25 protein-coding genes and 1 pseudogene are annotated in these 22,013 nt (G+C 62.9%); 20 read left to right on the plus strand and 6 right to left on the minus strand.

The features are described from left to right. Positions 1 to 160 precede the first annotated feature (160 nt). Positions 161 to 1,336 (minus strand): benzoate/H(+) symporter BenE family transporter, encoded by a 1,176-nt coding sequence (locus HA46_RS02260; RefSeq protein WP_084882045.1) that lies wholly within the window; start codon positions 1,334 to 1,336, stop codon positions 161 to 163. A gap of 119 nt (positions 1,337 to 1,455) precedes the next feature. Here HA46_RS02260 and HA46_RS02265 point away from each other — a divergent pair, with 119 nt between their 5' ends. From HA46_RS02265 to HA46_RS02280, 4 genes are all read left to right on the plus strand, one after another. Then, a complete protein-coding gene (locus HA46_RS02265) occupies positions 1,456 to 2,013 on the plus strand; it encodes a helix-turn-helix domain-containing protein (RefSeq protein ID WP_033789960.1) in 558 nt (185 codons plus the stop codon). Between the two features lie 66 nt (positions 2,014 to 2,079). Then, on the plus strand, positions 2,080 to 2,511 hold the full coding sequence (locus tag HA46_RS02270) for a MarR family winged helix-turn-helix transcriptional regulator (RefSeq protein ID WP_033789961.1): 432 nt from the start codon (positions 2,080 to 2,082) through the stop codon (positions 2,509 to 2,511). An 11-nt stretch (positions 2,512 to 2,522) separates the two neighbouring features. After that, the gene (locus HA46_RS02275; protein ID WP_084882046.1) at positions 2,523 to 3,080 is read left to right on the plus strand and encodes an isochorismatase family protein; all 558 of its coding nucleotides are present in this window, start codon (positions 2,523 to 2,525) and stop codon (positions 3,078 to 3,080) included. Beyond that, on the plus strand, positions 3,067 to 4,149 hold the full coding sequence (locus HA46_RS02280; RefSeq protein WP_244277490.1) for an AbrB family transcriptional regulator: 1,083 nt from the start codon (positions 3,067 to 3,069) through the stop codon (positions 4,147 to 4,149). The genes HA46_RS02275 and HA46_RS02280 overlap by 14 nt, the downstream gene beginning before the upstream one ends. Positions 4,150 to 4,182: 33 nt before the next feature. On the opposite strand, the gene pqqU is transcribed toward HA46_RS02280, so the two are convergent. Further along, a complete protein-coding gene (gene pqqU, locus HA46_RS02285; protein WP_208857387.1) occupies positions 4,183 to 6,294 on the minus strand; it encodes a TonB-dependent receptor PqqU in 2,112 nt (703 codons plus the stop codon). 208 nt (positions 6,295 to 6,502) lie between these two features. Here pqqU and HA46_RS02290 point away from each other — a divergent pair, with 208 nt between their 5' ends. Both HA46_RS02290 and HA46_RS02295 read left to right on the plus strand, forming a co-directional pair. Next, entirely contained in the window at positions 6,503 to 7,366 is an 864-nt protein-coding gene (locus tag HA46_RS02290; RefSeq protein WP_084882048.1) for an NAD(P)-dependent oxidoreductase, read from the plus strand. Positions 7,367 to 7,368: 2 nt separating this feature from the next. Beyond that, entirely contained in the window at positions 7,369 to 8,151 is a 783-nt protein-coding gene (locus tag HA46_RS02295) for an AraC family transcriptional regulator (RefSeq protein ID WP_084882049.1), read from the plus strand. On the opposite strand, the gene leuA is transcribed toward HA46_RS02295, so the two are convergent. Continuing rightward, on the minus strand, positions 8,072 to 9,784 hold the full coding sequence (leuA, locus tag HA46_RS02300; protein ID WP_084882050.1) for a 2-isopropylmalate synthase: 1,713 nt from the start codon (positions 9,782 to 9,784) through the stop codon (positions 8,072 to 8,074). The genes HA46_RS02295 and leuA overlap by 80 nt on opposite strands. Positions 9,785 to 9,969: 185 nt before the next feature. Between leuA and HA46_RS02305 the strand changes: the two genes are divergently transcribed. Together HA46_RS02305 and HA46_RS02310 are read left to right on the plus strand one after the other, a co-directional pair. Beyond that, entirely contained in the window at positions 9,970 to 10,902 is a 933-nt protein-coding gene (locus HA46_RS02305) for an ABC transporter substrate-binding protein (protein ID WP_084882051.1), read from the plus strand. Positions 10,903 to 11,031: 129 nt separating this feature from the next. After that, positions 11,032 to 11,235, plus strand: coding sequence for a hypothetical protein (locus HA46_RS02310; RefSeq protein WP_033789976.1), 204 nt, complete (start codon positions 11,032 to 11,034; stop codon positions 11,233 to 11,235). A gap of 75 nt (positions 11,236 to 11,310) precedes the next feature. Here HA46_RS02310 and HA46_RS21250 read toward each other — a convergent pair whose 3' ends face one another. Further along, on the minus strand, positions 11,311 to 11,664 hold the full coding sequence (locus tag HA46_RS21250) for a hypothetical protein (protein ID WP_244277491.1): 354 nt from the start codon (positions 11,662 to 11,664) through the stop codon (positions 11,311 to 11,313). Between HA46_RS21250 and HA46_RS21255 the strand changes: the two genes are divergently transcribed. The 11 genes from HA46_RS21255 to HA46_RS02365 all read left to right on the plus strand — a co-directional run bounded on the left by HA46_RS21255 (position 11,663) and on the right by HA46_RS02365 (position 20,086). Beyond that, positions 11,663 to 12,022 (plus strand): hypothetical protein, encoded by a 360-nt coding sequence (locus HA46_RS21255; RefSeq protein ID WP_244277492.1) that lies wholly within the window; start codon positions 11,663 to 11,665, stop codon positions 12,020 to 12,022. The genes HA46_RS21250 and HA46_RS21255 overlap by 2 nt on opposite strands. Positions 12,023 to 12,106: 84 nt before the next feature. After that, complete coding sequence (locus HA46_RS02320; RefSeq protein WP_033789979.1) at positions 12,107 to 13,126, plus strand: dipeptidase; 1,020 nt, start codon at positions 12,107 to 12,109, stop codon at positions 13,124 to 13,126. A gap of 148 nt (positions 13,127 to 13,274) precedes the next feature. Further along, positions 13,275 to 13,346: a pyrroloquinoline quinone precursor peptide PqqA gene (pqqA, locus tag HA46_RS02325; RefSeq protein WP_010617686.1), complete on the plus strand. Its 72-nt coding sequence runs from the start codon at positions 13,275 to 13,277 to the stop codon at positions 13,344 to 13,346. Between the two features lie 53 nt (positions 13,347 to 13,399). Continuing rightward, the gene (gene pqqB / locus HA46_RS02330) at positions 13,400 to 14,317 is read left to right on the plus strand and encodes a pyrroloquinoline quinone biosynthesis protein PqqB (RefSeq protein WP_033747281.1); all 918 of its coding nucleotides are present in this window, start codon (positions 13,400 to 13,402) and stop codon (positions 14,315 to 14,317) included. A 3-nt stretch (positions 14,318 to 14,320) separates the two neighbouring features. Continuing rightward, positions 14,321 to 15,076 (plus strand): pyrroloquinoline-quinone synthase PqqC, encoded by a 756-nt coding sequence (gene pqqC / locus HA46_RS02335; protein ID WP_084882052.1) that lies wholly within the window; start codon positions 14,321 to 14,323, stop codon positions 15,074 to 15,076. Positions 15,077 to 15,080: 4 nt separating this feature from the next. Then, positions 15,081 to 15,359, plus strand: a complete 279-nt coding sequence (gene pqqD / locus HA46_RS02340) for a pyrroloquinoline quinone biosynthesis peptide chaperone PqqD (protein ID WP_084882053.1) — start codon at positions 15,081 to 15,083, stop codon at positions 15,357 to 15,359. Beyond that, complete coding sequence (gene pqqE / locus HA46_RS02345; RefSeq protein ID WP_084882054.1) at positions 15,346 to 16,488, plus strand: pyrroloquinoline quinone biosynthesis protein PqqE; 1,143 nt, start codon at positions 15,346 to 15,348, stop codon at positions 16,486 to 16,488. The genes pqqD and pqqE overlap by 14 nt, the downstream gene beginning before the upstream one ends. A gap of 2 nt (positions 16,489 to 16,490) precedes the next feature. Beyond that, positions 16,491 to 16,790, plus strand: a complete 300-nt coding sequence (locus HA46_RS02350) for an insulinase family protein (protein ID WP_084882055.1) — start codon at positions 16,491 to 16,493, stop codon at positions 16,788 to 16,790. A 22-nt stretch (positions 16,791 to 16,812) separates the two neighbouring features. Next, positions 16,813 to 18,789 carry a pyrroloquinoline quinone biosynthesis protein PqqF gene (pqqF, locus tag HA46_RS02355; RefSeq protein WP_244277493.1) on the plus strand — a complete coding sequence of 659 codons (1,977 nt, stop codon included), beginning with the start codon at positions 16,813 to 16,815 and terminating at the stop codon, positions 18,787 to 18,789. A 116-nt stretch (positions 18,790 to 18,905) separates the two neighbouring features. After that, complete coding sequence (locus tag HA46_RS02360; RefSeq protein ID WP_084882057.1) at positions 18,906 to 19,490, plus strand: YceI family protein; 585 nt, start codon at positions 18,906 to 18,908, stop codon at positions 19,488 to 19,490. Positions 19,491 to 19,657: 167 nt separating this feature from the next. Beyond that, positions 19,658 to 20,086 (plus strand): thiol-disulfide oxidoreductase DCC family protein, encoded by a 429-nt coding sequence (locus HA46_RS02365; RefSeq protein ID WP_084882058.1) that lies wholly within the window; start codon positions 19,658 to 19,660, stop codon positions 20,084 to 20,086. 5 nt (positions 20,087 to 20,091) lie between these two features. Here HA46_RS02365 and HA46_RS02370 read toward each other — a convergent pair whose 3' ends face one another. After that, complete coding sequence (locus HA46_RS02370; protein ID WP_033789990.1) at positions 20,092 to 20,421, minus strand: cupin domain-containing protein; 330 nt, start codon at positions 20,419 to 20,421, stop codon at positions 20,092 to 20,094. 137 nt (positions 20,422 to 20,558) lie between these two features. Between HA46_RS02370 and HA46_RS02375 the strand changes: the two genes are divergently transcribed. Then, on the plus strand, positions 20,559 to 21,197 hold the full coding sequence (locus tag HA46_RS02375; RefSeq protein WP_033789992.1) for an RpiB/LacA/LacB family sugar-phosphate isomerase: 639 nt from the start codon (positions 20,559 to 20,561) through the stop codon (positions 21,195 to 21,197). Between the two features lie 45 nt (positions 21,198 to 21,242). On the opposite strand, the pseudogene HA46_RS02380 reads toward HA46_RS02375, so the two are convergent. Beyond that, a pseudogene (locus HA46_RS02380) lies at positions 21,243 to 22,005 on the minus strand (ABC transporter ATP-binding protein). Positions 22,006 to 22,013 lie beyond the last annotated feature (8 nt).

Below are 22,013 nucleotides of genomic sequence, written 5' to 3' on the forward strand. Positions count from 1 at the left end.
GTTGGGCCCTTATCGGTCGAAGTGTGAGGCAGAAAATCGTGTGATATCGGCGATTGGAGTGATTTTACGCCGAACAACGGCAAATCAAACGCCGGAAAAAACGATAATTAAGGGCGTTTTTCGCGCGCTGCGATAAAAAATGCGCAGCGCGCCCAGTCGCTTAAGCGCCGCGACGCGTCAGCACGGCATGCGCCGCAAGGCCGCCGACCAGCCCCCAGAACGCGGCGCCGATGCCGAACAGCGAAAGGCCAGAGGCGGTAATCAGAAAGGTGATGGCGGCCGTGTCGCGCGTATCCGGCTCCGCCAGCGCGCGCGTCAGGCTGGCGCTGAAGGTGGACAGCAGCGCCAGGCCGGCGAGGGTGGCGATCAGCGGCGACGGCAGCGCCACGAACAGGGCGGCGATAAGCGCGCCCGAGAGACCGGCCAGCAGATAAAACAGCCCGGCCAGCGCGGCGGCCATCCAGCGGCGGCGCGGGTCAGCGTCCACCTCGTCGCCCATGCAGATAGCGGCGGTGATGGCGGCGATGCAAACGGAAAAGCCGCCGAAGGGCGACAGCAGCAGGGTCGCCAGCCCGGTCCAGCTCATTAGCGCGGAGACCGGCGGCCGGTAGCCGTGCGCCTGCAGCGTGGCGATGCCCGGCGCGTTTTGCGACGCCATGGTAACGAGAAAAAAGGGCAGGCCGACGCCGAGCAACGCGGTCAGGCTAAAGTGCGGCATGATGCCCTGCGGCAGCGCGAAGCTCGCCATCTGCGCCGGGAAATGGATTGCGTGCCGGGCGAGCGCCACCGCGACGCCCACCGCCAGCGCGGCCAGAATGGCGTAGCGCGCCAGCCAGCGCCGCGCCAGCAGCCAGCTCAGCAGCATCGCGCCGCACAGCGCAATATCGCTCTGCAGGCCGGTAAAGGCTTCCAGCCCGAAGCGCAGCAGGATCCCGGCGAGCATGGCGGAGGCCAGCGCGGGCGGAATAACGTTCATCAGGCGCGCAAACAGGCCGGTCACGCCGCTCAGCGCAATCAGCGCGTTGGCGAAGATAAACACGCCGATCGCCTCATTGATGGAGAGGCCGTGCAGGCTGGTCGCCAGCAGCGCCGCGCCAGGCGTGGACCAGGCGCAGAGGATCGGCATGCGCGTCCAGAGTGACAGGCCCAGCGAACAGAGGCCCATCGCGATGCCCAGCATCGACAGCCAGCCGCCGATCATCTTCGACGAAGCGCCAGCCGCCTGCGCCGCCTGAAAAATAATGGCCGCGGAGCTGCTGTAGCCGACCAGCACGGCAACGAAACCCGACACCAGCATGGGAAAAGAAAAGGCGGATCGCGCCGTTATGCTCTGCATAAAACCTCCACTGTGCGCTATAACGCACATGGTATCAGTGTGCGCTATAACGCACATGGTATCAGTGTGCGCTATAGCGCTCAAGTGCTACACTGCCGCCATGATTTCAGGAGAACCTCATGGAAAATCTGCATCAGCATCTTAGCGAGGCGCTGAAACAGCTGCGTCAGGCCAACGGCTGGAGCCTGACGCTGGCGGCGGAACGCACCGGCGTCAGCAAGGCGATGCTCGGCCAGATCGAGCGCGGCGAGTCCAGCCCAACGGTGGCGACGCTGTGGAAAATCGCCACCGGTTTTAACGTTCCTTTCTCTTTTTTCATTCAGGGCAACGGGCTGCAGAGCGGCGATAGCGCGCGCTTCAGCCAACCCAACGCGCAGATGACGGTGCGGCCGCTGCTGCCTTACGACGCGCGGCTGCGCTTCGATCTGCTGGCGGTCGAGCTGGCGGCGGGCGCGCAGAGCGACTCCTCGCCGCACGAGCAAGGCTGCGTAGAGCAGGTGGTGGTGATCGAGGGCGAACTGCTGCTCGGCACGGAGGGCGTCTGGCGTCGGCTGCAGGCGGGCGAGGCGCTGCAGTTCGCCGCCGACATTGCGCACAGCTATCGCAATCCGCTCGCCACGCCGCTGCGCTTTCACAGTCTGATCCACTATTTGCAGCGTCCTGACCTTACAAATTGATACGAAGGTAAACTACACAGTTTGCCTTCGTATCTCTATACTGACGCTAACGTAAGGAGAAAGGCGATGAGCGAACTCACTGAAGCCGCCGCAGCGCTGCGTATGCTGACAGGCAAGCTTAGCCGCCGGCTGCGCGAATCCGCGCCGCCGGGCGACCTCACCTGGTCGCAGGTATCGGTGCTGGGTTACCTGGTACGCGACGGCGCGATGACCATTACCGAGCTGGCTGCTGCGGAAGGGGTGCGCACCCAGTCGATGGGCGCGACCGTCGCCAGCCTGCTGGCCGCGGGCATGGTGCAGGGCGAGGCGGATCCGCTCGACGGCCGCAAAACCCGCTACTCGGCGACGCCGAGCGCCTGCGCGCTGATCGCCGCCAACCGCGCGATGCGCGACGACTGGCTGGTGTGCGCCATCGACACCCGACTCAGCGCCGACGAGCGCCAGCTGCTGATCGCCGCGATCCCCTTACTGCAACGACTCGCCGACAACGCATCCTGAGAGGACTTTTCATGGCTCTGACTACCCTTGATACCCACACCGCACTGATTATCATCGACCTGCAGCACGGCATCGTTCGCCTGCCGGTGGTGCATGAGCCGCAGCCGGTCATCGACCGCTGCGCGCAGCTCGCCGCGGGTTTCCGCGCCCGCCAGCTGCCGGTAGTGCTGGTAAACGTCGCCGGCGGCGCGCCGGGCCGTAACGAGCAGGGCAGCCACAGCGGCGAACTGCCGGCCGACTGGGCGACGCTGGTGCCGGAGATGACGCCGCAGCCCGGTGATATCACCGTCACCAAGAAAACCTGGGGCGCCTTTCATCACACCGATCTGCATGCCGAATTGCAGGCGCGCGCCGTCACTCAGGTGGTGATCTGCGGCATCGCCACCAGCATCGGCGTCGAATCCACCGCACGCCAGGCGTATGCGTTAGGTTACAACGTCACTTTAGCCACCGACGCCATGACCGATCTCAATCTCGATACCCATCACAACAGCGTTAAGCTGATTTTCCCGCGCCTTGGCGAAACCGGCACCAGCGACGAGGTGCTGGCGCTGGTTGACGCGCGCTAACATGGCGACGGCGCAGGCGAGCCTGACGCGCTGGGCCGGACTGATCCTCTGTTCGGCGGCGCTGGTCGGGGTGCTGGAGTGGCTGCATATTCCGGCCGCGCTGCTGCTTGGCCCGATGTTTGCCGCCATCGGCTTCGCCGCCTCCGGCCGCGCGCTGAAAATCGCGCGGCCGCTGTTTAACGGCGCGCAGGCGACGGTGGGCGCGATGATCGCCGCGGCGATCCCCGCCACGATATTTCATGAAATTGCGGATGACTGGCCGCTGTTTGTGCTGTGCGTCGGCTCGGTGATCCTCGCCAGCCTGGCGCTGGGCGGCCTGCTGGCGCGCTTCCGCGTGCTGCCGGGCTCGACCGCCATCTGGGGCTCGTCGCCCGGCGCGGCGACCGCCATGACCCTGATGGCGGAGAGTTTCGGCGCCGACGTGCGCCTCGTCGCCTTTATGCAGTATTTGCGCGTGATGATGGTGGCGCTGGTCGCCACGCTGGTGACGCGCCTCTGGACTCACGGGAGCAGCGCGCCCGCCGCCTCCCCGGCGCTCGATCTCTTCGCGCCTTTCGCGCCGGGCGCCTTTCTCTTGACGCTGCTGACCATTGCCGCCGGCCTGCTGGCGGCGCGTCTGCTGCGCATTCCCGCCGGTCCGATGCTGATGACGCTGATTGTCGCCTCGCTGGCGCAGGATATCGGCGGCCTCGATATCACGCTGCCGAAGTGGCTGCTGGCGCTGGCATACGCCTTTGTCGGCTGGGGCATCGGCCTGCGCTTCAGCGCCGATATTCTGCGCTACGCGGCGCACGCCTTGCCGCGCGTGCTGCTGTCGGTGCTGACGCTGATCGCCATCTGCGGGCTGTTCGCTTTTCTGCTGGTGAAGTTTGCCGGGATCGATCCGCTGACCGCCTATCTGGCGACCAGTCCGGGCGGCGCCGATTCGGTGGCGATTATCGCCGCGTCGAGCAACGTCGATATGCCCTTTGTGATGGCGATGCAGACCGGGCGCTTTATCGTGGTGATGTTCACCGGCCCCATTCTGTCGCGCTGGATTGCCAACTGGATGGCGCGGCGCGCGCCATAAAAAAGCCCCGGTTTCTGGCCGGGGCGACAGGGCTTACTGAAAAGCGTAGCTTAGCGTCAGCCCGACGCTGTAATTGCGACCCGGCGCCGGTTCGAAGTAGCGCCCGTTGCCTTCATTGACGATGACCGAACCGACGTAGTTGCGATCGAAGAGGTTATCGACGCGGCCGAAGAGATCGAGCGTCCAGTTCTGCACCAGCCATTTGTAGCCGCTGTTAAGCGCCGCGACGGTATAGGCGGGCGCCTTCACGTCGTTTTCGTCGTCGGCGGCGATATCGCTCATATAGCGCATCTCCGCGCCCGCATAAAAGCCCTGTTCCGGCGCGTAGGCCAGACTGGCGTAGAGCATATTGCGCGCAATGCCGGGAATGCGGTTGCCGTCGCAGCTCGCGTCGCCGCAGGCGTTGCTGCGATAGCGCGCGTCGAGCAGCGTCCAGGCCGCCTTCGCGCGCCAGTCGGCGGCGAACGGCTGATCCACGCCCAGCTCCAGGCCGCGCCGGCGGGTTTGCCCGGCGTTTTTATAGGTGGTGCGGCCGCCGAGGCTGGTATCGGTGACGATTTCGTTTTGGGTGTCGGTCTGGAACAGCGCGGCGGTGATCAGGCCGTTGCCGATGCGTTTTTTCGTCCCCAGCTCGACCGTGTCGCTGGTCGCCGGTTTCAGGCCGGTATTCAGGCCGGTTTCGCCGTCGCCGCGATAGGAGAGCTCGTTAATGGTCGGGGTTTCAAAGCCGCGGCCCGCCGAGAGATAGGCGTTCCAGCTGCTGTCGATAGCGTACTTCAGCGACGCGGCGGGCAGCCATTTGTGGTAGCGCGCGTCGCCGCTGTCGTCGCCGTTGCCGGCGGTAATATAGTTGTCGTTGGAGTCGAAATTAACCGTGCTGTAGCGCAGCCCGGCGTCCAGCGACCATTTGTCGGTGAGCTGCCAGGCGGTCTGCAGGTAGGGATCCAGGTTCCACATCAGGTTGCGCTCGTTGCGGCGAATGTTGCCCTTCACGCCGAGGTCGTCGCCGTTGAAGTTCTCGAAACCCTTGCGGCGCTCGGTCATGGTTTCATAGTCGAGGCCGCCGGTCAGCGTCACCGGCACGCTGAACAGGCTGTCGCGGTGGGTCCAGCGCGTGTCGATGCCCTGGTAGTGGCGCGTCAGATCGATAACGCCGCCAGGATGTTTCGGGCGGAGCTGCACGTTTTTCAGGATCGACTGATACTGAGTGGTTTCGCGGATCCCGGCGTACATCATCACGCTGAGATCGTCATTTTCGCCCATCTGGCGCTGATAGTGCAGGCCGCCCTGGGTCTGATCCACGGTTTTGCGCGTGTTGTAGAGCGTGACGTTGCTGACCACCTGGCGCGGGTTGGCGCGCCACTGATCCGGCGTCAGGCCGCCGGGATCCTGCGCCTCGATGTGCACGCTGTTAAACAGCAGCGTCAGGGTGCTGACGTCGTCGATGCGCACCCCCAGCTTCGCGTTGCCGAGGTTCTTCTGCGCCTCGCTGTGGTCGCGGTAGCCGTGCGTGGTGAAGCGCGAGGCGGACACGGTGTAGTTGACGTCGCCCGCCTGCGTGCCATCGCCGGTCGCGCCGCTCGCCTTGACGCTGTTGCGCCAGCTGCCGTAGCTGCCGTACCAGCTGCCTGCTTCCAGCGTCGTCGGCTGCTGGCCCGTCTGGGTATCGACGTTAATCACGCCGCCCGAGGCGTTGCCGTAGAGCGCGGAAAAGGGGCCGCGCAGCACCTCGATATGGTCGATAGAGCCGATATCGATATTGGAGGTTTGTCCCTGACCGTCGGGCATGGTGGCAGGAATGCCGTCGACATACAGGCGCAGTCCGCGCACGCCATAGGTCGAGCGCGAACCAAACCCGCGCACCGAAAGCTGCAGATCCTGGGCGTAGTTCTGGCGGTTCTGGATTTGCAGGCCCGGCACGCTGCCGAGGTTTTCCGAGAGATTGACGCGCGGCGCGGCCTGGCGCATATCCTCGCCGTTCACCACGCTGACCGCGGCGGGCGTATCGAGTTCGGAGAGGCCGGTTTGCGCCGGCGCGGCGCTGACCACCATGGTCGCGCTGCCGGTATCGTCCGCCGCCAGCAGGGGCAGCGGCAGCATAGCGGGCAGCAGCGCGCTGACCTGTCGCAGTGATGCAATTTTCATGAATGAAAGACCGTCATTAAGAGATGAAATGAACCAAACGGAACATTGTGCGCGTATGTTACGGGTTTTTACGATTATTTGAAAAGCGTAAATAATAAGGTCGTTTTATGCGAAATTCAGCGTCGAAAAATGTTTTTCCCGACTGGATTTTTCGTGACTTTCCCTTCAGTGTTAAATGCTTAGTTTACGGACAACCCGAGGAGTCACTATGAGTCAACAACCCGCCGTCGCCGTATTAGGTTTAGGCGCCATGGGGCACGCGTTTGCCGCCAACCTGCTGAAAAAGGGATTTACCGTCTATGGCTGGAACCGCACGCGGGCGCGCGGCGAAGATCTGATCGCCTCCGGCCTGACGCTGAGCGACAGCCCGGAAGAGGCGGTGCGCGACGCTGACGTGGTTATCGCCATGCTCTCCGACGGCGACACCACGGAAAAGACGCTGCATCAGGTCAAGGAGGCGCTGAAGCAGGGCGCGACACTCGCGCAGATGGGCACCATCGGCGTTGAGAAAACCGATGCCCTGATCGCCTGGTTCGCCAGCGAGCGCCCGGACGTAATCTTTATCGACGCGCCGGTTTCCGGTACCAAAGCGCCGGCGGAAAATGCGCAGATCCTGGTGATGGCCAGCGGCGATCGGACGCGTGCCCAGGCGGCGGAAACGGTCTTCGCCGCGATTGGCAAAGGCACGCAGTGGCTGGGCGAGGCGGGCAAATCGTCGCGCATGAAGCTGGTGGTCAACAGCTGGCTGATCGGCCTGATGCAGAGCCTGGCGGAGAGCACGCGCCTGGCGGAAACGTTTGGCTTTACGACCGACGATTTCTGGAAGGTGCTCGACGGCGGCCCGCTGGCGGCGCCTTACGCCAAAGCGAAGCTTGCGATGATCGCCAGCAACGATTTCACTCCGCAGATGAGCCTGGTGTGGGCGCTGAAAGATGCGAAGCTGGCGTTAGAAGCGAAGGGCGACGCGAAGCTGCCCGCGCTGGAGCAGATCGCCGCACTCTGGCAGCAGGCAGTGGACGCCGGCTACGGCGAGCAGGATCTGGCGTCGATCCATCGCTATCTGAAGAAGTAATCGTGACGGCGCGGCTGTCGTTCGATTTCACCTCTCGTCCGCTGGTCTCGTACGCCCATGACTACGCGCACGGCGACAGCGAGCCCTGGCACCATCACAGCTGCGCGCAGCTCATTCATACGCTGAGCGGCGTGGTGCGCGTCGATACCGCGCAGGGCAGCTGGATCGTGCCGCCGGGCCGCGGCGTCTGGCTGTCCGCCTACACCCGCCATGCGCTGCAGATTACCGGCCCCGTCGCCGCGCGCACCTTATTCGTCGATCCGCTGGCGCGCGCCGACCTGCCCGCCAGCTGTCAGGTGGTGCCGGTATCGCCGCTGCTGCGCGAGCTGATCGTCAGCGCGCTGCCCCTGCCGGAGGTCTACGCGCCCGGCAGCCGCAGCGAGCATATCTATGAGTTGATTCTGGATGAGCTGCGCGGCCTGGACGTGCTGCCGTTCAATCTGCCGGAGCCGCAGAGCGCGCGGCTGCAAAGGCTCTGCCGCGCCATCCAGCAGGCGCCGGGGGATCGCTGGACGCTGGAGGAGGGGGCGCGGCGGCTAAACCTTTCCAGCCGCACCCTTGCGCGCCACTTTCAGCGGGAGACGGGGCTGCACTTCAGCGACTGGGTGCGTCGCGCGCGCCTGCTCATCGCCCTGACCCGGCTGGCGCAGGGCGAGTCGGTGCTGGGCGTGGCGCTGGATCTCGGCTACAACAGCCCCAGCGCCTTCAGCGCGATGTTTCGTCGCCTGATGGGGGTGGCGCCTGCAGCCTATTTTCCACAGGCAGAGAGGCCGTCGCCGCGTTAAGCAGCGCCTGTAGGGAGGCGCGGGCGATATCGCTGTCGATGCTGACGCCCCAGGCGCGCTCGCCCAGGCTATTCAGGCAGCAGACGTAGGCGACCGAACGGCTGTCGCTGCGTTTGCCCAGCGTATGCTCGTGGTAATCCGCAATCGTCAGCTCCAGTCCCAGCGCGCGACGCAGCGCATCCACCGCGGCCGACAGCAGGCCGTTACCGCTGCCGCGCAGGCGACGAGTGCCGCCGTTTATCCCCAGGCTCGCCTCAAGCCGGGTAATATCGCCGTCGCTTCGGCTTTCCGCCTCCAGCAGCGTCAGCGTCGCCTGCTCTACGCCGTAGTGCAGGCAGAAGCAGCGCCAGATGGCGCGCTGCGTCATCTCCTTGCCGTGCAGGTCCGTCTCTTGCTGTACCCGCTGGCTGAAATCCTGCATCAGCGCGCGCGGTAGCGTCAGGCCATGGTTCTGCTCCAGCAGCCAGGCGGCGCCGCTCTTGCCCGACTGGCTGTTGACGCGGATCACTGCCTCATAGCTGCAGCCGATATCGGCCGGATCGATCGTCAGGTAAGGCATCTGCCAGTTTGTCTCCTGCCGCTGCTGACGGAGGGCGAAACCTTTGCGGATCGCATCCTGATGCGAGCCGGAAAAAGCGGTGAACACCAGCTCGCCCGCATAAGGATGACGCGGATGCACCGGCAGCTGGTTGCAGCGCGTCACCACCTCCGTCACCTGGTTGATATCGCTGAAGTCAAGCTGAGGCGCGATCCCCTGGCTGTAGAGATTCAGCGCCAGCGTGACGAGATTGACGTTGCCGGTGCGCTCGCCGTTGCCGAACAGGCAGCCCTCAACGCGATCCGCGCCCGCCAGCAGCGCCAGCTCCGCGCAGGCGGTGCCGGTGCCGCGATCGTTATGGGGATGCACGCTAATGCAAACGGCATCGCGGCGGCTGAAGTGACGGCAAAAATATTCAATCTGATCGGCATAAACGTTCGGGGTATTGACCTCTACGGTTGCGGGCAGATTGACGATCATCGGACGGGCGGCGCAGGGCTGCCAGATATCCGCTACCGCCTCGCAGATCGCCAGCGCGAATTCCGGTTCGGTAAAACAGAAGGTTTCCGGGGAGTATTCAAACGTCCAGTGCGTTTCAGGCCGGGCGTCGCAGCCGTCGCGGATCTGACGCGCCCCCGCGCAGGCCAGCGCAACGATCTCCGCCCGGCTCTGGCCAAACACCCGTTCGCGAAACAGCGGCGCAGTGGCGTTATACAGATGCAGAATAGCGCGCGGCGCGTCCTGCAACGCCTCGAAGGTGCGGGCGATAAGCGCTTCGCGCGCCTGCGTCAGCACCTGAATAGTGACCGCTTCGGGAATGCGGCGCTGCTCAATCAGATCGCGCACAAATTGAAAATCGGTTTGCGATGCGGCGGGAAAGGCGACTTCTATCTCTTTAAAGCCGCAGGCCAGCAGCAGCGCCCAAAACGCCAGCTTGCGCTCTGCATCCATCGGTTCAGCCAGCGCCTGATTACCGTCGCGTAAGTCGGTGGAAAGCCAGCGCGGCGCCTTTGTTAGCTGGCGATCTGGCCACTGCCGATCGGGCAGGGCGATAACGGGAAAAGCACGGTACTTCTCTGCGGGTTGCGTCAACATAAAGCCTCCTTAGGGTGTCAGCGCAGTCTGCCGCACCGCGCCGCGCCGCCGCGCGCGCAAAAATGACAACCGATAACGCAAAAGCGACAGCCTTATGCGGCCGTTGGCAAACCTCATGCGGAATCGGCATCGGCGTTTCTCAACGTCCGGTTTATGCTGGTTTTTTTGCGCCAGGAGAAAACAGGATGAAATACCACGCTCTTTATATCGCGCTTGCGCTGGCCAGCGCCTCCTCCGCGCAGGCCGTCACGCTGCGCATCGCCGATCAGAAAGGCAATATGCGCGCCGAGATGACGGCGGCGCATCAGCTCGACAAGCTAAGCTACGCTATCGAGTGGGCGGAATTTCCCGCCGCCGCGCCGCTGGCGGAGGCGCTTAATGCGGGCGCGGTGGACGCGGGCATTATCGGCGACGCGCCGCTGCTCTTTTCGCTGGCCGCCGGCTCGCAGGTGAAAGCGGTGGCGGTCAGCAAGTCGGTGCCTGCCGGGCTGGCGGTGCTGGTGCGGCCGGATTCGCCCATCAAAACCGCCGCCGATCTCAAAGGAAAAAGCATCGCCACCGGACGCGGCTCTATCGGCCATTTTCAGGCGCTGAAAACCCTGGAGCGGGCGGGGCTGAACGATAAAGATGTCAGCTGGCGCTTTTTACAGCCTGCCGATGCGCGCATCGCGCTTTCTAACGGCGCGGTAGACGCCTGGGCGACATGGGATCCCTATACCGCGCTGGCGGAAGTGACGCAGAGCGGCCGCATACTGGTCAACGGCGTGGGGCTCTCGACCGGCAACAGCTTTCTGGCCGCCACCGACGCCGCCATCAACGACCCCGAAAAGCGCGCCGCGCTCCAGGACTACGTCAACCGGCTGGCGGCGGCGGATCGCTGGGCCAACAGCCACGTCGCCGACTACGCGCAGACGCTGGCGAAAATTATCGGCTTTCCGCCCGCGGCGGCGGAAAAAGCGTTCTCGCGTCGCCAGTCGCACTGGCAGAGCATTGACGACCAGACGGTGCGGCAGCAGCAGGAGACCGCCGACTTTTACCAGAAATATGGCCTGATCCAGCGGTCGCTCGATGTGAAGCCGACCTTCTATCGCGGCCTGACGGTGGCGCAGGGCAGTTAACGCCGTGCGCGGTTGCACGCAAAGACAAAATAGCGTAGAAAACTGAACAAGGAATGTTCGCTGCGCCTGGCGTATACTCACCTGAGCGCAACCGCATAGATGACCGCACCGGAAAAGCGAGGAGCAGAAATGAACAGGCTGAAAACCCTGATGGGTAAATGGTTCGCCGAGCCGGATAAGTTTATGCGCGGCTTAACCAATGAAGATTTGCCCTATACCAGCCAGGACAAGCTGATCCTTGACGTTAACGGCAACGCCCGGCTGAATATGGATAACCCGGACGTAGGCAGAGCGATGCGCGCCCGTATGGAAGAGCTGGCGCAAAAAAACTGAGGACGCGCGATGGGACCGCTGGTCATCATGGTCGTGCTGGTGTGCGGCTACTGGTACACGGAAAACTACTATCCCTCACGCACGCGTCAGGCCCGGTCTAACGGCTGGATCGCCTATTTTTACGTGGCGATGCACGGCGCCAAATTCGCCCTCCAGGGGTTCTTCGGCATTGCGCTGCTCTACCTGGCCCTCTTTCTTGTCAGCCTGCTGTTCTCCACTCCCCATCTTTTTTTCGCTGATTATGCCGTGCAGGATTACTACTCCTGGCTGACCCACACCACGCTGATGAATTATCCGCTCTTTTTCGAGCTGTCGCTGGCGCTCGCCTGTCTGCGCGCCTGGCGCGCGGGCGAGGCGGCCCGACGGGCGATGCGAGACAGCAAAAGCAGCATGGCGGAATACCGAAAAGTGGCGAAAGGAGGATGGCATGGAGTCGCTGCTGCTGCAGGCGATCGAAGAGGAGAAGCTGGTGTTTGTCACGCTGAAGTCACGCAAGGTCTATATCGGCTACGTCGCCGCGCCGCGCATCGAACATACGCAAACCCAGCATCTGGCGCTTATCCCCTATATCAGCGGCTACCGCGATAAAGAGACGCTGCGCTTCTGCGAGCAGCACCGCTACTATCAGCTCTACCTGGCGCAAAATATCACCCCCGATTCCGCGCCGCTCAACCTGCAGCATTTTCGTCATCTGATCCCGATGGCGGAGGTCGAGGCGGTTTCGCTGTTTGATGTCGCCACCTACAAGATATTTGACCAGTTCTCGGTTACGCCGCAGGCAGAGTAACCATTCGTGCCCTCTGATTTGGCGTTTATCCTGCGGCCGCGTAACATAGCGCGATGTTGAGTTTTTTAAACGCTTATTTCTCCGATGTTAACTTTTGATGGCCATAACGATCTGCTGCTCAATCTGTGGCTGAATCATCGCGACGCGCCGGTCGACGCCTTCTTTAACGGCATCGAACGCGGCCAGCTCGATTTTCCGCGCATGCGCCAGGGCGGCTTTTTCGGCGGCCTGTTCGCTCTCTTCGTGCCGCCGCAGGCCTATATCGCCCAGGCGGCGCCGCACCTGGCGGAAGCGCCTTATCAGCCGCTGGAAATCATGTGGCAGCAGCTGGCTATCCTCACGCAGATCGCCGAGCAGTCGCAGGGGCGCGCGCGGCTGTGCCGCAGCGCGGCCGAGATTGCCGCCTGCCGCGACGCGGGCGTGCTGGCGCTGGTGGCCCATATCGAAGGCGCGGACGCGCTGGATGAAGAGGGCGAACAGCTGCAGGCCTTTTACGCGGCCGGCGTGCGCAGCATCGGGCCTTTCTGGAATCTGCCTAACCGCTTCGGCGTCGGCGTGACCGGCGCGTTTCCCGGCTCGCCGGACAGCGGGCCTGGTCTGACTGACGCCGGCAAGACGCTGATTAAACAGGCCAACGCGCTGAATATGCTGATCGACGTGTCGCATATGAACGAAAAAGCGTTCTGGGATACCGCCGCGCTCTCCAGTTCGCCGCTGGTGGCGACCCACTCCAACGCCCATGCGCTCTGCGCCCAGCCGCGCAACCTGACCGATGCGCAGCTCGCCGCCATACGCGACAGCGGCGGCATGGTCGGCATCAACTTCGGCAATGCGTTTCTGCGCGCCGACGGCAAGCGCGACAGTGACACGCCGCTGAGCGACATCGTCAGACACTACGAACGGCTCATAATGATAATGGGCAGCGATCGTGTGGGACTCGGCTCCGATTTTGACGGCATCTCCGTGCCGGACGCGTTAAAAGACGTGGCGGGACTGCCGCGCCTGTTCGCGGCATTCCGCGATGCGGGCTATGATCAGGATCGGCTGGAAAAGCTCGCCTCGGATAACTGGCTGCGCGTGCTGCGCCAGGTCTGGCAGGGCTGATTCATTTTCTTAACATTTGCAGGTTGATCTCGGTGCGCCGTTAGCGCACCATCAGCCGGCTCAAAATTGCGTGCATAATCACTGGATTGTTTACGTAATGATACCTGACGGGTATCGCTTTGTTCATTCACCTTAGAGGAAGACTATTATGTGGAAAAAACCTGAATTTGTTGATTTACGTCTCGGTCTGGAAGTTACCCTGTACATCTCCAACCGTTAATATCCATGCCCGCCAGCTGCGCGGGCATTTTGTTTCAACGCCGGGTTTCTCCTATGTTCATCAAAGTCCTTGGATCCGCCGCTGGCGGCGGTTTTCCTCAGTGGAACTGTAACTGCGCCAACTGTCAGGGCGTGCGCGACGGCACCATTCAGGCCAGCCCGCGTACGCAGTCCTCGATTATTCTCAGCGACGACGGCGAAAACTGGGTGTTATGCAACGCCTCGCCGGACATCAGCCAGCAGATCGCCCATACGCCAGAACTGATAAAAAAGGGCGTGCTGCGCGGCACCGCCATCGGCGCCATTATTCTTACCGACAGCCAGATCGATCACACCACCGGGCTGCTCAGCCTGCGCGAAGGCTGCCCGCATCAGGTGTGGTGCACGCCGGAAGTGCACGCCGATCTCACCAGCGGCTTCCCGGTATTCACCATGCTGAAACACTGGAACGGCGGGCTGCAGCATCGTCCCATCGCGCCGCTCGAGCCGTTTAGCGTCGACGTCTGTCCGAACCTGCGTTTTACCGCTATCCCGATCCTTAGCAACGCGCCGCCTTACTCGCCATACCGCGACCGCCCGCTGCCGGGACACAACGTGGCGCTGTTTATTGAAAACCTCGCCAGCAAACAGACGCTGCTCTATGCGCCGGGCCTCGGCGAGCCGGATGCGGTGATTATGCCCTGGCTGCAGAAGGCGGATTGCCTGCTGATCGACGGCACCGTCTGGAAAGATGACGAGCTGCAGGCCGCCGGCGTCGGCACCAACACCGGCAAGGCGATGGGCCACCTGGCGCTCTCTGAAGAGCAGGGGCTGATGGCGCTGCTCGCCTCGCTGCCGGCGAAACGCAAGATCCTTATTCACATTAACAACACCAATCCGATCCTCAACGAACAGTCGCCGCAGCGTCAGTTTCTGACGCAGCAGGGCATTGAAGTGAGCTGGGACGGTATGGCGATTCATCTTCAGGAGTGAGTGATGCAGATCACCGAGACGCTGACGCCGCAGGCGTTCGAACAGGCGCTGCGCGATAAGGGCGCTTACTACCATATTCATCATCCTTACCATATCGCGATGCACAACGGCGACGCGACGCGCGAGCAGATCCAGGGCTGGGTGGCGAACCGCTTCTATTATCAGACCAGCATTCCGCTAAAAGACGCGGCGATCATGGCCAACTGCCCCGATCCCGCCACGCGCCGCAAGTGGGTACAGCGTATTCTCGACCACGACGGCAGCAACGGCCACGAAGGGGGCATCGAAGCCTGGCTGCAGCTGGGCGAGGCGGTTGGGCTGACGCGCGAGGCGCTGCTGTCTGAGCGCCATGTGCTGCCGGGCGTACGCTTTGCGGTCGACGCCTATCTCAACTTCGCGCGCCGCGCCAGCTGGCAGGAAGCGGCCTGCAGCTCGCTTACCGAGCTTTTCGCGCCGCAGATCCATCAGTCGCGCCTCGACAGCTGGCCGCAGCACTATCCATGGATTAAGGAAGAGGGTTATTTCTATTTCCGCAGCCGTTTGAGCCAGGCGAACCGCGACGTCGAGCACGGCCTGGCGCTGGCGCTGGAGTTTTGCGATACGGTCGAGAAACAGAACCGGATGCTGGAGATCCTGCAGTTCAAACTCGACATTCTCTGGACGATGCTGGACGCCATGACCATGGCCTACGAGCTGAAGCGTCCGCCTTACCATACGGTCACCGACAGGGCGGCCTGGCACACGACAAGGCTGGTATAACCCCATGAACGACAACTCAATTCCCGCGTTTCGCCGCGGCTATCGCATGCAGTGGGAAGCCGCGCAGGATAGTCACGTGGTGCTCTATCCGGAAGGCATGGCGAAGCTGAATGAAACCGCCGCCGCGATCCTCGAACAGGTCAACGGCAAAGAGAGCGTAAGCGCGATTATCGCCGGGCTCGACGCGCGCTTCCCCGAAGCGGGCGGTGTCGGCGACGATGTCAGAGAGTTTCTGCGCGCGGCGTATGAACAAAAGTGGATAATGTTTCGTGACCCAGAATAATCCCGCCGTCAATCCGCCGCTCTGGCTGCTGGCGGAGCTAACCTACCGTTGCCCGCTGCAGTGCCCTTACTGCTCCAATCCGCTCGACTTTGCCCAGCAGGAGAAAGAGCTGACCACGGAGCAGTGGATTGAGGTGTTCCGCCAGGCGCGCGCCATGGGCAGCGTCCAGCTCGGCTTTTCGGGCGGCGAACCGCTGACGCGTAAAGACCTGCCGGAGCTGATCCGCGCCGCGCGCGATCTCGGCTTCTACACCAACCTGATCACCTCGGGCATTGGCCTGACCGAGAAAAAGCTCGACGCCTTCGCCGAGGCGGGGCTGGACCATATCCAGATCAGCTTCCAGGCGAGCGACGAAACGCTCAACGCCGCGCTGGCGGGCTCGAAAAAGGCCTTCCAGCAGAAGCTGGAGATGGCGCGCGCGGTGAAGAAGCACGGCTACCCGATGGTGCTCAACTTTGTGTTACACCGTCACAACATCGATCAGATCGACAAGATTATCGACCTCTGTATCGAGCTGGAAGCGGACGACGTCGAGCTGGCCACCTGCCAGTTCTACGGCTGGGCGCAGCTTAACCGCCAGGGCCTGCTGCCGACGCGCGAGCAGATCGCCCAGGCGGAAGCGGTTGTCAGCCGCTACCGCGAGCAAATGGGCACCAGCGGTAATCTCACCAACCTGCTGTTTGTGACGCCGGACTACTATGAAGAGCGCCCCAAACCCTGTATGGGCGGCTGGGGATCGATTTTCCTTAGCGTGACGCCAGAGGGCACCGCGCTGCCGTGCCACAGCGCGCGCCAGCTGCCGGTGCAATTCCCGTCGGTGCTGGAACAGTCGCTGGAAGATATCTGGTATCGCTCTTTCGGCTTCAACCGCTATCGCGGCTTCGACTGGATGCCGGAACCCTGCCGATCGTGCGACGAGAAAGAGAAGGACTTCGGCGGCTGCCGCTGTCAGGCCTTTATGCTGACCGGCAACGCCGATAATACGGATCCGGTGTGCAGCAAGTCGCCGCACCACGAGGTGATCCTCGAGGCGAGACGCGAAGCGGCCTGCAGCGACGTGAAAATCGGCCAGCTGCAGTTTCGCAACCGCGTTAACTCGCAGCTTATCTACAAAACCCGGACCTTTTAATCATGGTGGAGACGCGTCAGCTGCGGCTGCGGAACGGCCTGCGCGTCACGCTGATCCATCAGCCCGACGCGCGGCAGGCCGCCGCGCTGGCGCAGGTGGCGGCGGGCAGCCACGACGAGCCCGACGCCTGGCCGGGGCTGGCGCACCTGCTGGAGCATCTGCTGTTCAGCGACAGCGCCCGGTTCCAGGGCGATGCGCGCCTGATGCCCTGGGTGCAGGCCGCAGGCGGGCGGCTCAACGCCACCACGCTGGCGCGCAGCAGCGCCTGGTTTTTTCGAAACCGAGCCGGATCTGCTCGGTGAAGGCACGGCGCGGCTGGCAGATATGCTGGCCACTCCGCAGTTCGCGCCAGCGGCTATCGCTCAGGAATCGGCGGTTATTGATGCCGAATATCGGCTGATCCAGCTGCATACCCCCTCCAGGCGGGAAGCGGCGCTCAATACGCGCGTCAGCGCGCCCGCCGCCTGTCAGCGTTTTCATATCGGCAGCCGCGACGCCTTCGGCGATGACGTCGGCGCGCTCAAGCAGGCGCTGCATCAGTTCCATCAGCGTTTCTTTCTGGCGAGCCAGATGCAGCTATGGCTGCAGGGGCCGCAGCCGCTGGAGACGCTGGAGCAGATCGCGCGCGCCTTCGGCGACCCTTTGCCCGCCGGCGAAAGCGAGCGGCCGCCCGGCGAAATGCGTTTTGCGGCGGAAGCGGATATCGCCCTGAAGACGCAGGGCGCAGGAGAATTGTGGATCGCTGCCGCGCTGCGCGGCGAGATGGCGGCTATTCGTGACAACGTCACGTTAATCCGCGAATTTCTTCAGGATGAGGTGCCGGGCGGCGTGATGCACAGCCTGCGCCAGCGCGGCTGGGCGCAGCGGCTTGAGTTTGCATGGCTGAATCTTGACAGCGCAGGCGGCTGGCTGGCGCTGCAGATTGAAACGGAGCGGCCCGACGCCGTCTGCGCCTGGTATCCGCAGGTGCTGCGCGCGCTGGCGCACAGCTCGCCGGAACAGCAGCAGCACTATCTGCGCCTGGCGCAGCGCCGCTTTAACGCGCTGACGCCGCTAGATCAGCTGCGCGAGCGGGCGTTTGGATTCCTGCCGCCCGCAGATACAGCCGGTTTTACGCCGCTGCTGCACCAGCTTGCAGAGGCGCAGCAGGCGCGGCTGTGGAGCGCGGCCGACGTGCAGGGCACGCCGACCGAGACGCAAGGGTTCAGCCTGGAGCTGCAGCCCTGGACGCCCGCGCGCGTTGACGAGCCGCTGCCGACCCTGCAGTTTTACCCGCTGGCGCAGCCGCTTGCCGACCTGCCGCCGCCTGCGGCGTCCGCGCCGCTGCTGCATCTGGCGCCCGGCGAGCAGCCGGCCACCCTGATGCTGCGCCCGGCCTTTTTCACCACGCTCACCCTCGCGCAGGCGGCAGCTATCGACCGCCGTCTGCGCCCGCTGTTCGCGCTGCTGCGTCATCAGGGCGGCGCGGCAAGCTGGCGGGAGAGTCAGGGCGTCTGGCTGCTGGAGGCGCAGCTGCCGCCGGGCGGCGAGGCCTGGCTGGCGACGCTGCCGGACGCGTTACGCCTCGACGAAAGCCCGCAAGAGGAGCCGCCGCCGGATGATGTGGCGATCCGCGAGCTGCTGCGTCGGCTGCCGCAGGCGGTTGCCGCTTCTGCCTCGAGCGGCGGCTGGCGCGCGGCGCTCTACGGCGGTTTGCCGCAGCAGCATGCCGTTATCGCGCGATGGCTGGCGCCGCTGGCGGGCGCGGACCAGGGAGAGGGCGCAGAGCCAGAGCAGGGCAAACGGCTGACGGTGGCGCACCAGAGCCGCGACGGCGCGCTGCTGCTGTTTTTGCCTTGCCCGCCCGCGATCTCGCTGGCGGCGCTGCGCGCGCTGGCGCTGCTGATGGAGCCGCGTTTTTTCCAGCGCCTGCGCGTTGAGCAGCAGATCGGCTACGTCGTCAGCTGCCGCTATCACCGCTGCGTCGATCGCGACGGCGTGCTGTTCGTCCTGCAGTCGCCGGACGTTGCGCCCGCCGCGCTGCTGGCGGCGTGCCGCCTTTTCGTGCAGCAGCTGCAGATCCCCGATAAGGCCGCCGCGCTGGACGCGTTGCGCACGCGCCTGTGCGCTCAGCTTGACGCCGTGCCCGACGCGACGGCGGCGCTGCAGCGCGGGCTGCGGCAGGAGGGCGGTCTGCGCGATCTCGACCGGGCGTCGCTTGCCGCGCTGACGCCGACGCAGCTGCGACAGGCGCACGCGCAGCTTCTCTGCCGCTGGCCGTACGGCGTCGTCGTGGAGTCGCGTCACCTTGATTCGCAATAATCACGCCAGGATATTGCTGAATTTATTTGAAAATTAAGACCAAAACTCTTCACTATATCTGCGCGGGCGTTTAGGCGACACTCAAATGGATTCGGCTGTTTTAAAAGGAACCTAAAGTGAAAAATATCAAACGTCTTGCGCTGCCGCTGCTGGCCGCTACTGCTCTCTATGTACCTCTTTCTCAGGCTGCCGCTCAACAGTATGAGCTTGACCCGGCGCATACTTCAGTGATTGTGACCTGGACCCACTTCGGTTTTTCTCATCCCACCGCCGACATTCCTGACGCGAAAGGAACGCTGGTGTTTGACAGTGAAAATCCAGCCGCTTCGCGCGTTAACGTGACCCTGCCGATTACCGGCATCGACAGCCATGTGCCTGCGCTGACCAAAGAGTTCAAGGGCGCCGAGTACTTTGATACGGCGAAATATCCGACCGCGACTTTCCACAGCACCAAAGTGACCGCGAAGGGCGATAATAAGTTCGACGTGGAAGGCAACCTGACGCTGAAAGGCATCACCAAACCGGTTACGCTTCACGCCACGCTGAACAAGCAGGGCGAGCATCCGATGGTGAAGAAGCAGGCGATCGGCTTTGATGCCACCGGCACCATTAAGCGTTCTGACTTTAAGCTGGATAAATATGTGCCGGCCGTCGGCGACGACGTGACGCTGACGATTTCAACCGAAGCTTACGCAAAATAATTCGCAGCTTTTCTGCTATCTTTTTAGCGATTAACTCGCTGTATCAGCAGAATTAAACCTGAACCGGCCGCCTGGCCGGTTTTTTTATATCCGCTTTTGGCTTGACGCCTGCGCAATTAATGACCGTACTTAACTATCGTATCCGTCATTAAATTAAGGAGACAATTATGCCACAGCCACCCTTTCTCAAGCCCGGCGAAAAGGTCGTGCTCTATGACGGCGTCTGCAAAATTTGTAATAGCTGGGTCAATCTCCTGCTGCGCCTGAAGCTTTCCCGACGCGTCCGGTTTGCGGCAGTACAGAGCGAAGAGGGCAAGGCGCTGCTGCGTTTCGCCGGCCTGCCCGATGAAAATATCCGGACTATCGTGCTAATTGACGGCTATCGCCACTGGATCCGCGCTCAGGCCATTTTACGCGTGATGCGGCTGCTGCCTTTTCCCTGGGGCGTGCTGTCGCTGCCGGGCCTGCTGATCCCCCATTTTATCAGCGACTTTTTCTACAACCGCATTGCGCTAAACCGCTACCGGCTGTTTGGCCGCTACGAAAAGCAGCATCCCGTTCCGTCTGATTTTCCGGGACGTTTCCTGCATGCCTGAAGCGCTTAGCCCGGCGGCAGGAAATCTTCACGCTGCGGGGTAAAGGTATCCAGCAGCGTGCCTGCCTCCAGGCAGACGCAGCCGTGTACCACGTTGGGCCCTTTATAGAGCGTGTCGCCTGCGCCGACCTCCTGGGTGACGCCGTCGATGGTAAAGGCGAAACGTCCGCTGAGCACCCAGGTCAGCTGCTCATGAGGATGATGATGCAGGGGGCCGACCGCCCCCTGTTCAAAGGTCACTTCCACCGCCATCATGCCGCCGCCGTGCGCCAGTACGCGCCGCGTCACGCCATTGCCTGCAGCCTCAGGCTGCGTCTGCGATCGATATACAAACATTTTGTCTCCTCATTGGGATCGGCCTCTGACTGCCGTTTTTGTGATATGCCTCACGCCACAGTGCGCGATTAATCCATGCACTTTAGCCGCTTTTGATTAAAATGAAACGGTGTTTCATTAATACTTAAGGGCAGATCATGAAAATCGCATTAATGATGGAAAACAGCCAGGCCGCTAAAAACGCCGTCGTGCGCAAGGAGCTGGAAAACGTCGCGCAGCCGTTGGGCCATCAGGTCTTTAACGTCGGCATGAGCGACGAACAGGATCACCATCTGACCTACATTCACCTCGGCATCATGGCCAGCGTGCTGCTCAACAGCAAAGCGGTCGATTTCGTTATTGCCGGCTGCGGTACCGGACAGGGCGCTTTAATGTCCCTCAACCTGCATCCGGGCGTAGTCTGCGGCTACTGCATCGATCCGGCGGACGCCTATCTGTTTGCCCAGATCAACAACGGCAACGCGCTGTCGCTGCCGTTCGCCAAAGGCTTCGGCTGGGGCGCAGAGCTGAATTTGCGCTTTATCTTTGAAAAAGCCTTCACCGGCGAAAAAGGGCTGGGCTATCCGCCCGAGCGTAAAGAGCCGCAGGTGCGTAATGCGGGCATCCTGAATCAGGTAAAAGCGGCGATGCTGAAAGAGAACTATCTCGATACGCTGCGTGCGCTCGATCCGGCGCTGGTGCGCACCGCGCTCAGCGGCCCGCGTCTGCAGCACTGCCTGTTCGAGCATGGCCAGGTGCCGGAAATCGCCGATTTCGTGCGTCAGATTACGCAGTAACGCCTTCCTGGCGCGCAGCCTTCGCCGCGCGCCTCGCTTTTTCCTCTACATCTCGCTCGCCAGCGCCGGATTGTAGTGACGGCTCGCCTCTACCAGCATGCGCGTATAGGGCATCGCCGCGCGATCGGCCACCAGCGTCGGCACGTCGAGCGTCTCCAGCACGCGCCCTTGCTGCATGACCGCCACGCGATGGCAGAGATGCGCCACCACGCCTAAATCATGCGTCACCATCAGGTAGGTAAGATTCGCCTGCTGCTGCAGATCGCTCAGCAGGTTAAGAATTTCTGCCTGCACCGAGACGTCGAGCGCCGAGGTCGGCTCATCCAGCAGCAGCACGCGCGGCTCCAGAATCAGCGCGCGCGATGGCGACGCGCTGGCGCTGACCGCCGGAAAGCTGATGCGGATAGCGCGTCAGCCAGGCGCGGTTAAGCCCGACTTTCTCCAGCATCGCCACCACGCGCGCCTGCCGCTGGCTGATGCCGTGGATAAGCAGCGGCTCCTCCAGAATAGCGCCGAGGGTGTGGCGCGGATGCAGCGAACCGTAAGGATCCTGAAATACCATCTGCACCTGTCTGCACCGTACGCGGTCGATGCGGCGCCCGAGAGGCGATCCGCCGATGGCCAGCTCGCCATGCCAGTGGGTAATCAGCCCCGCGAGGCACTTCAGCACCGTGGTTTTACCCGAGCCGGATTCGCCCACCAGGCCGAAGATTTCCCCTTCATTAACCTTCAGGGAGACGTCGAACAGCACCTGGGTTCGAGCCGGCTCTTCGCCGAAACTCAGGTTGAGATTCTCAACAGCGATCATGCGCGCTC

The sequence above is a fragment of the Pantoea septica genome, from assembly GCF_002095575.1.
Taxonomy (GTDB): Bacteria; Pseudomonadota; Gammaproteobacteria; order Enterobacterales; family Enterobacteriaceae; genus Pantoea; species Pantoea septica.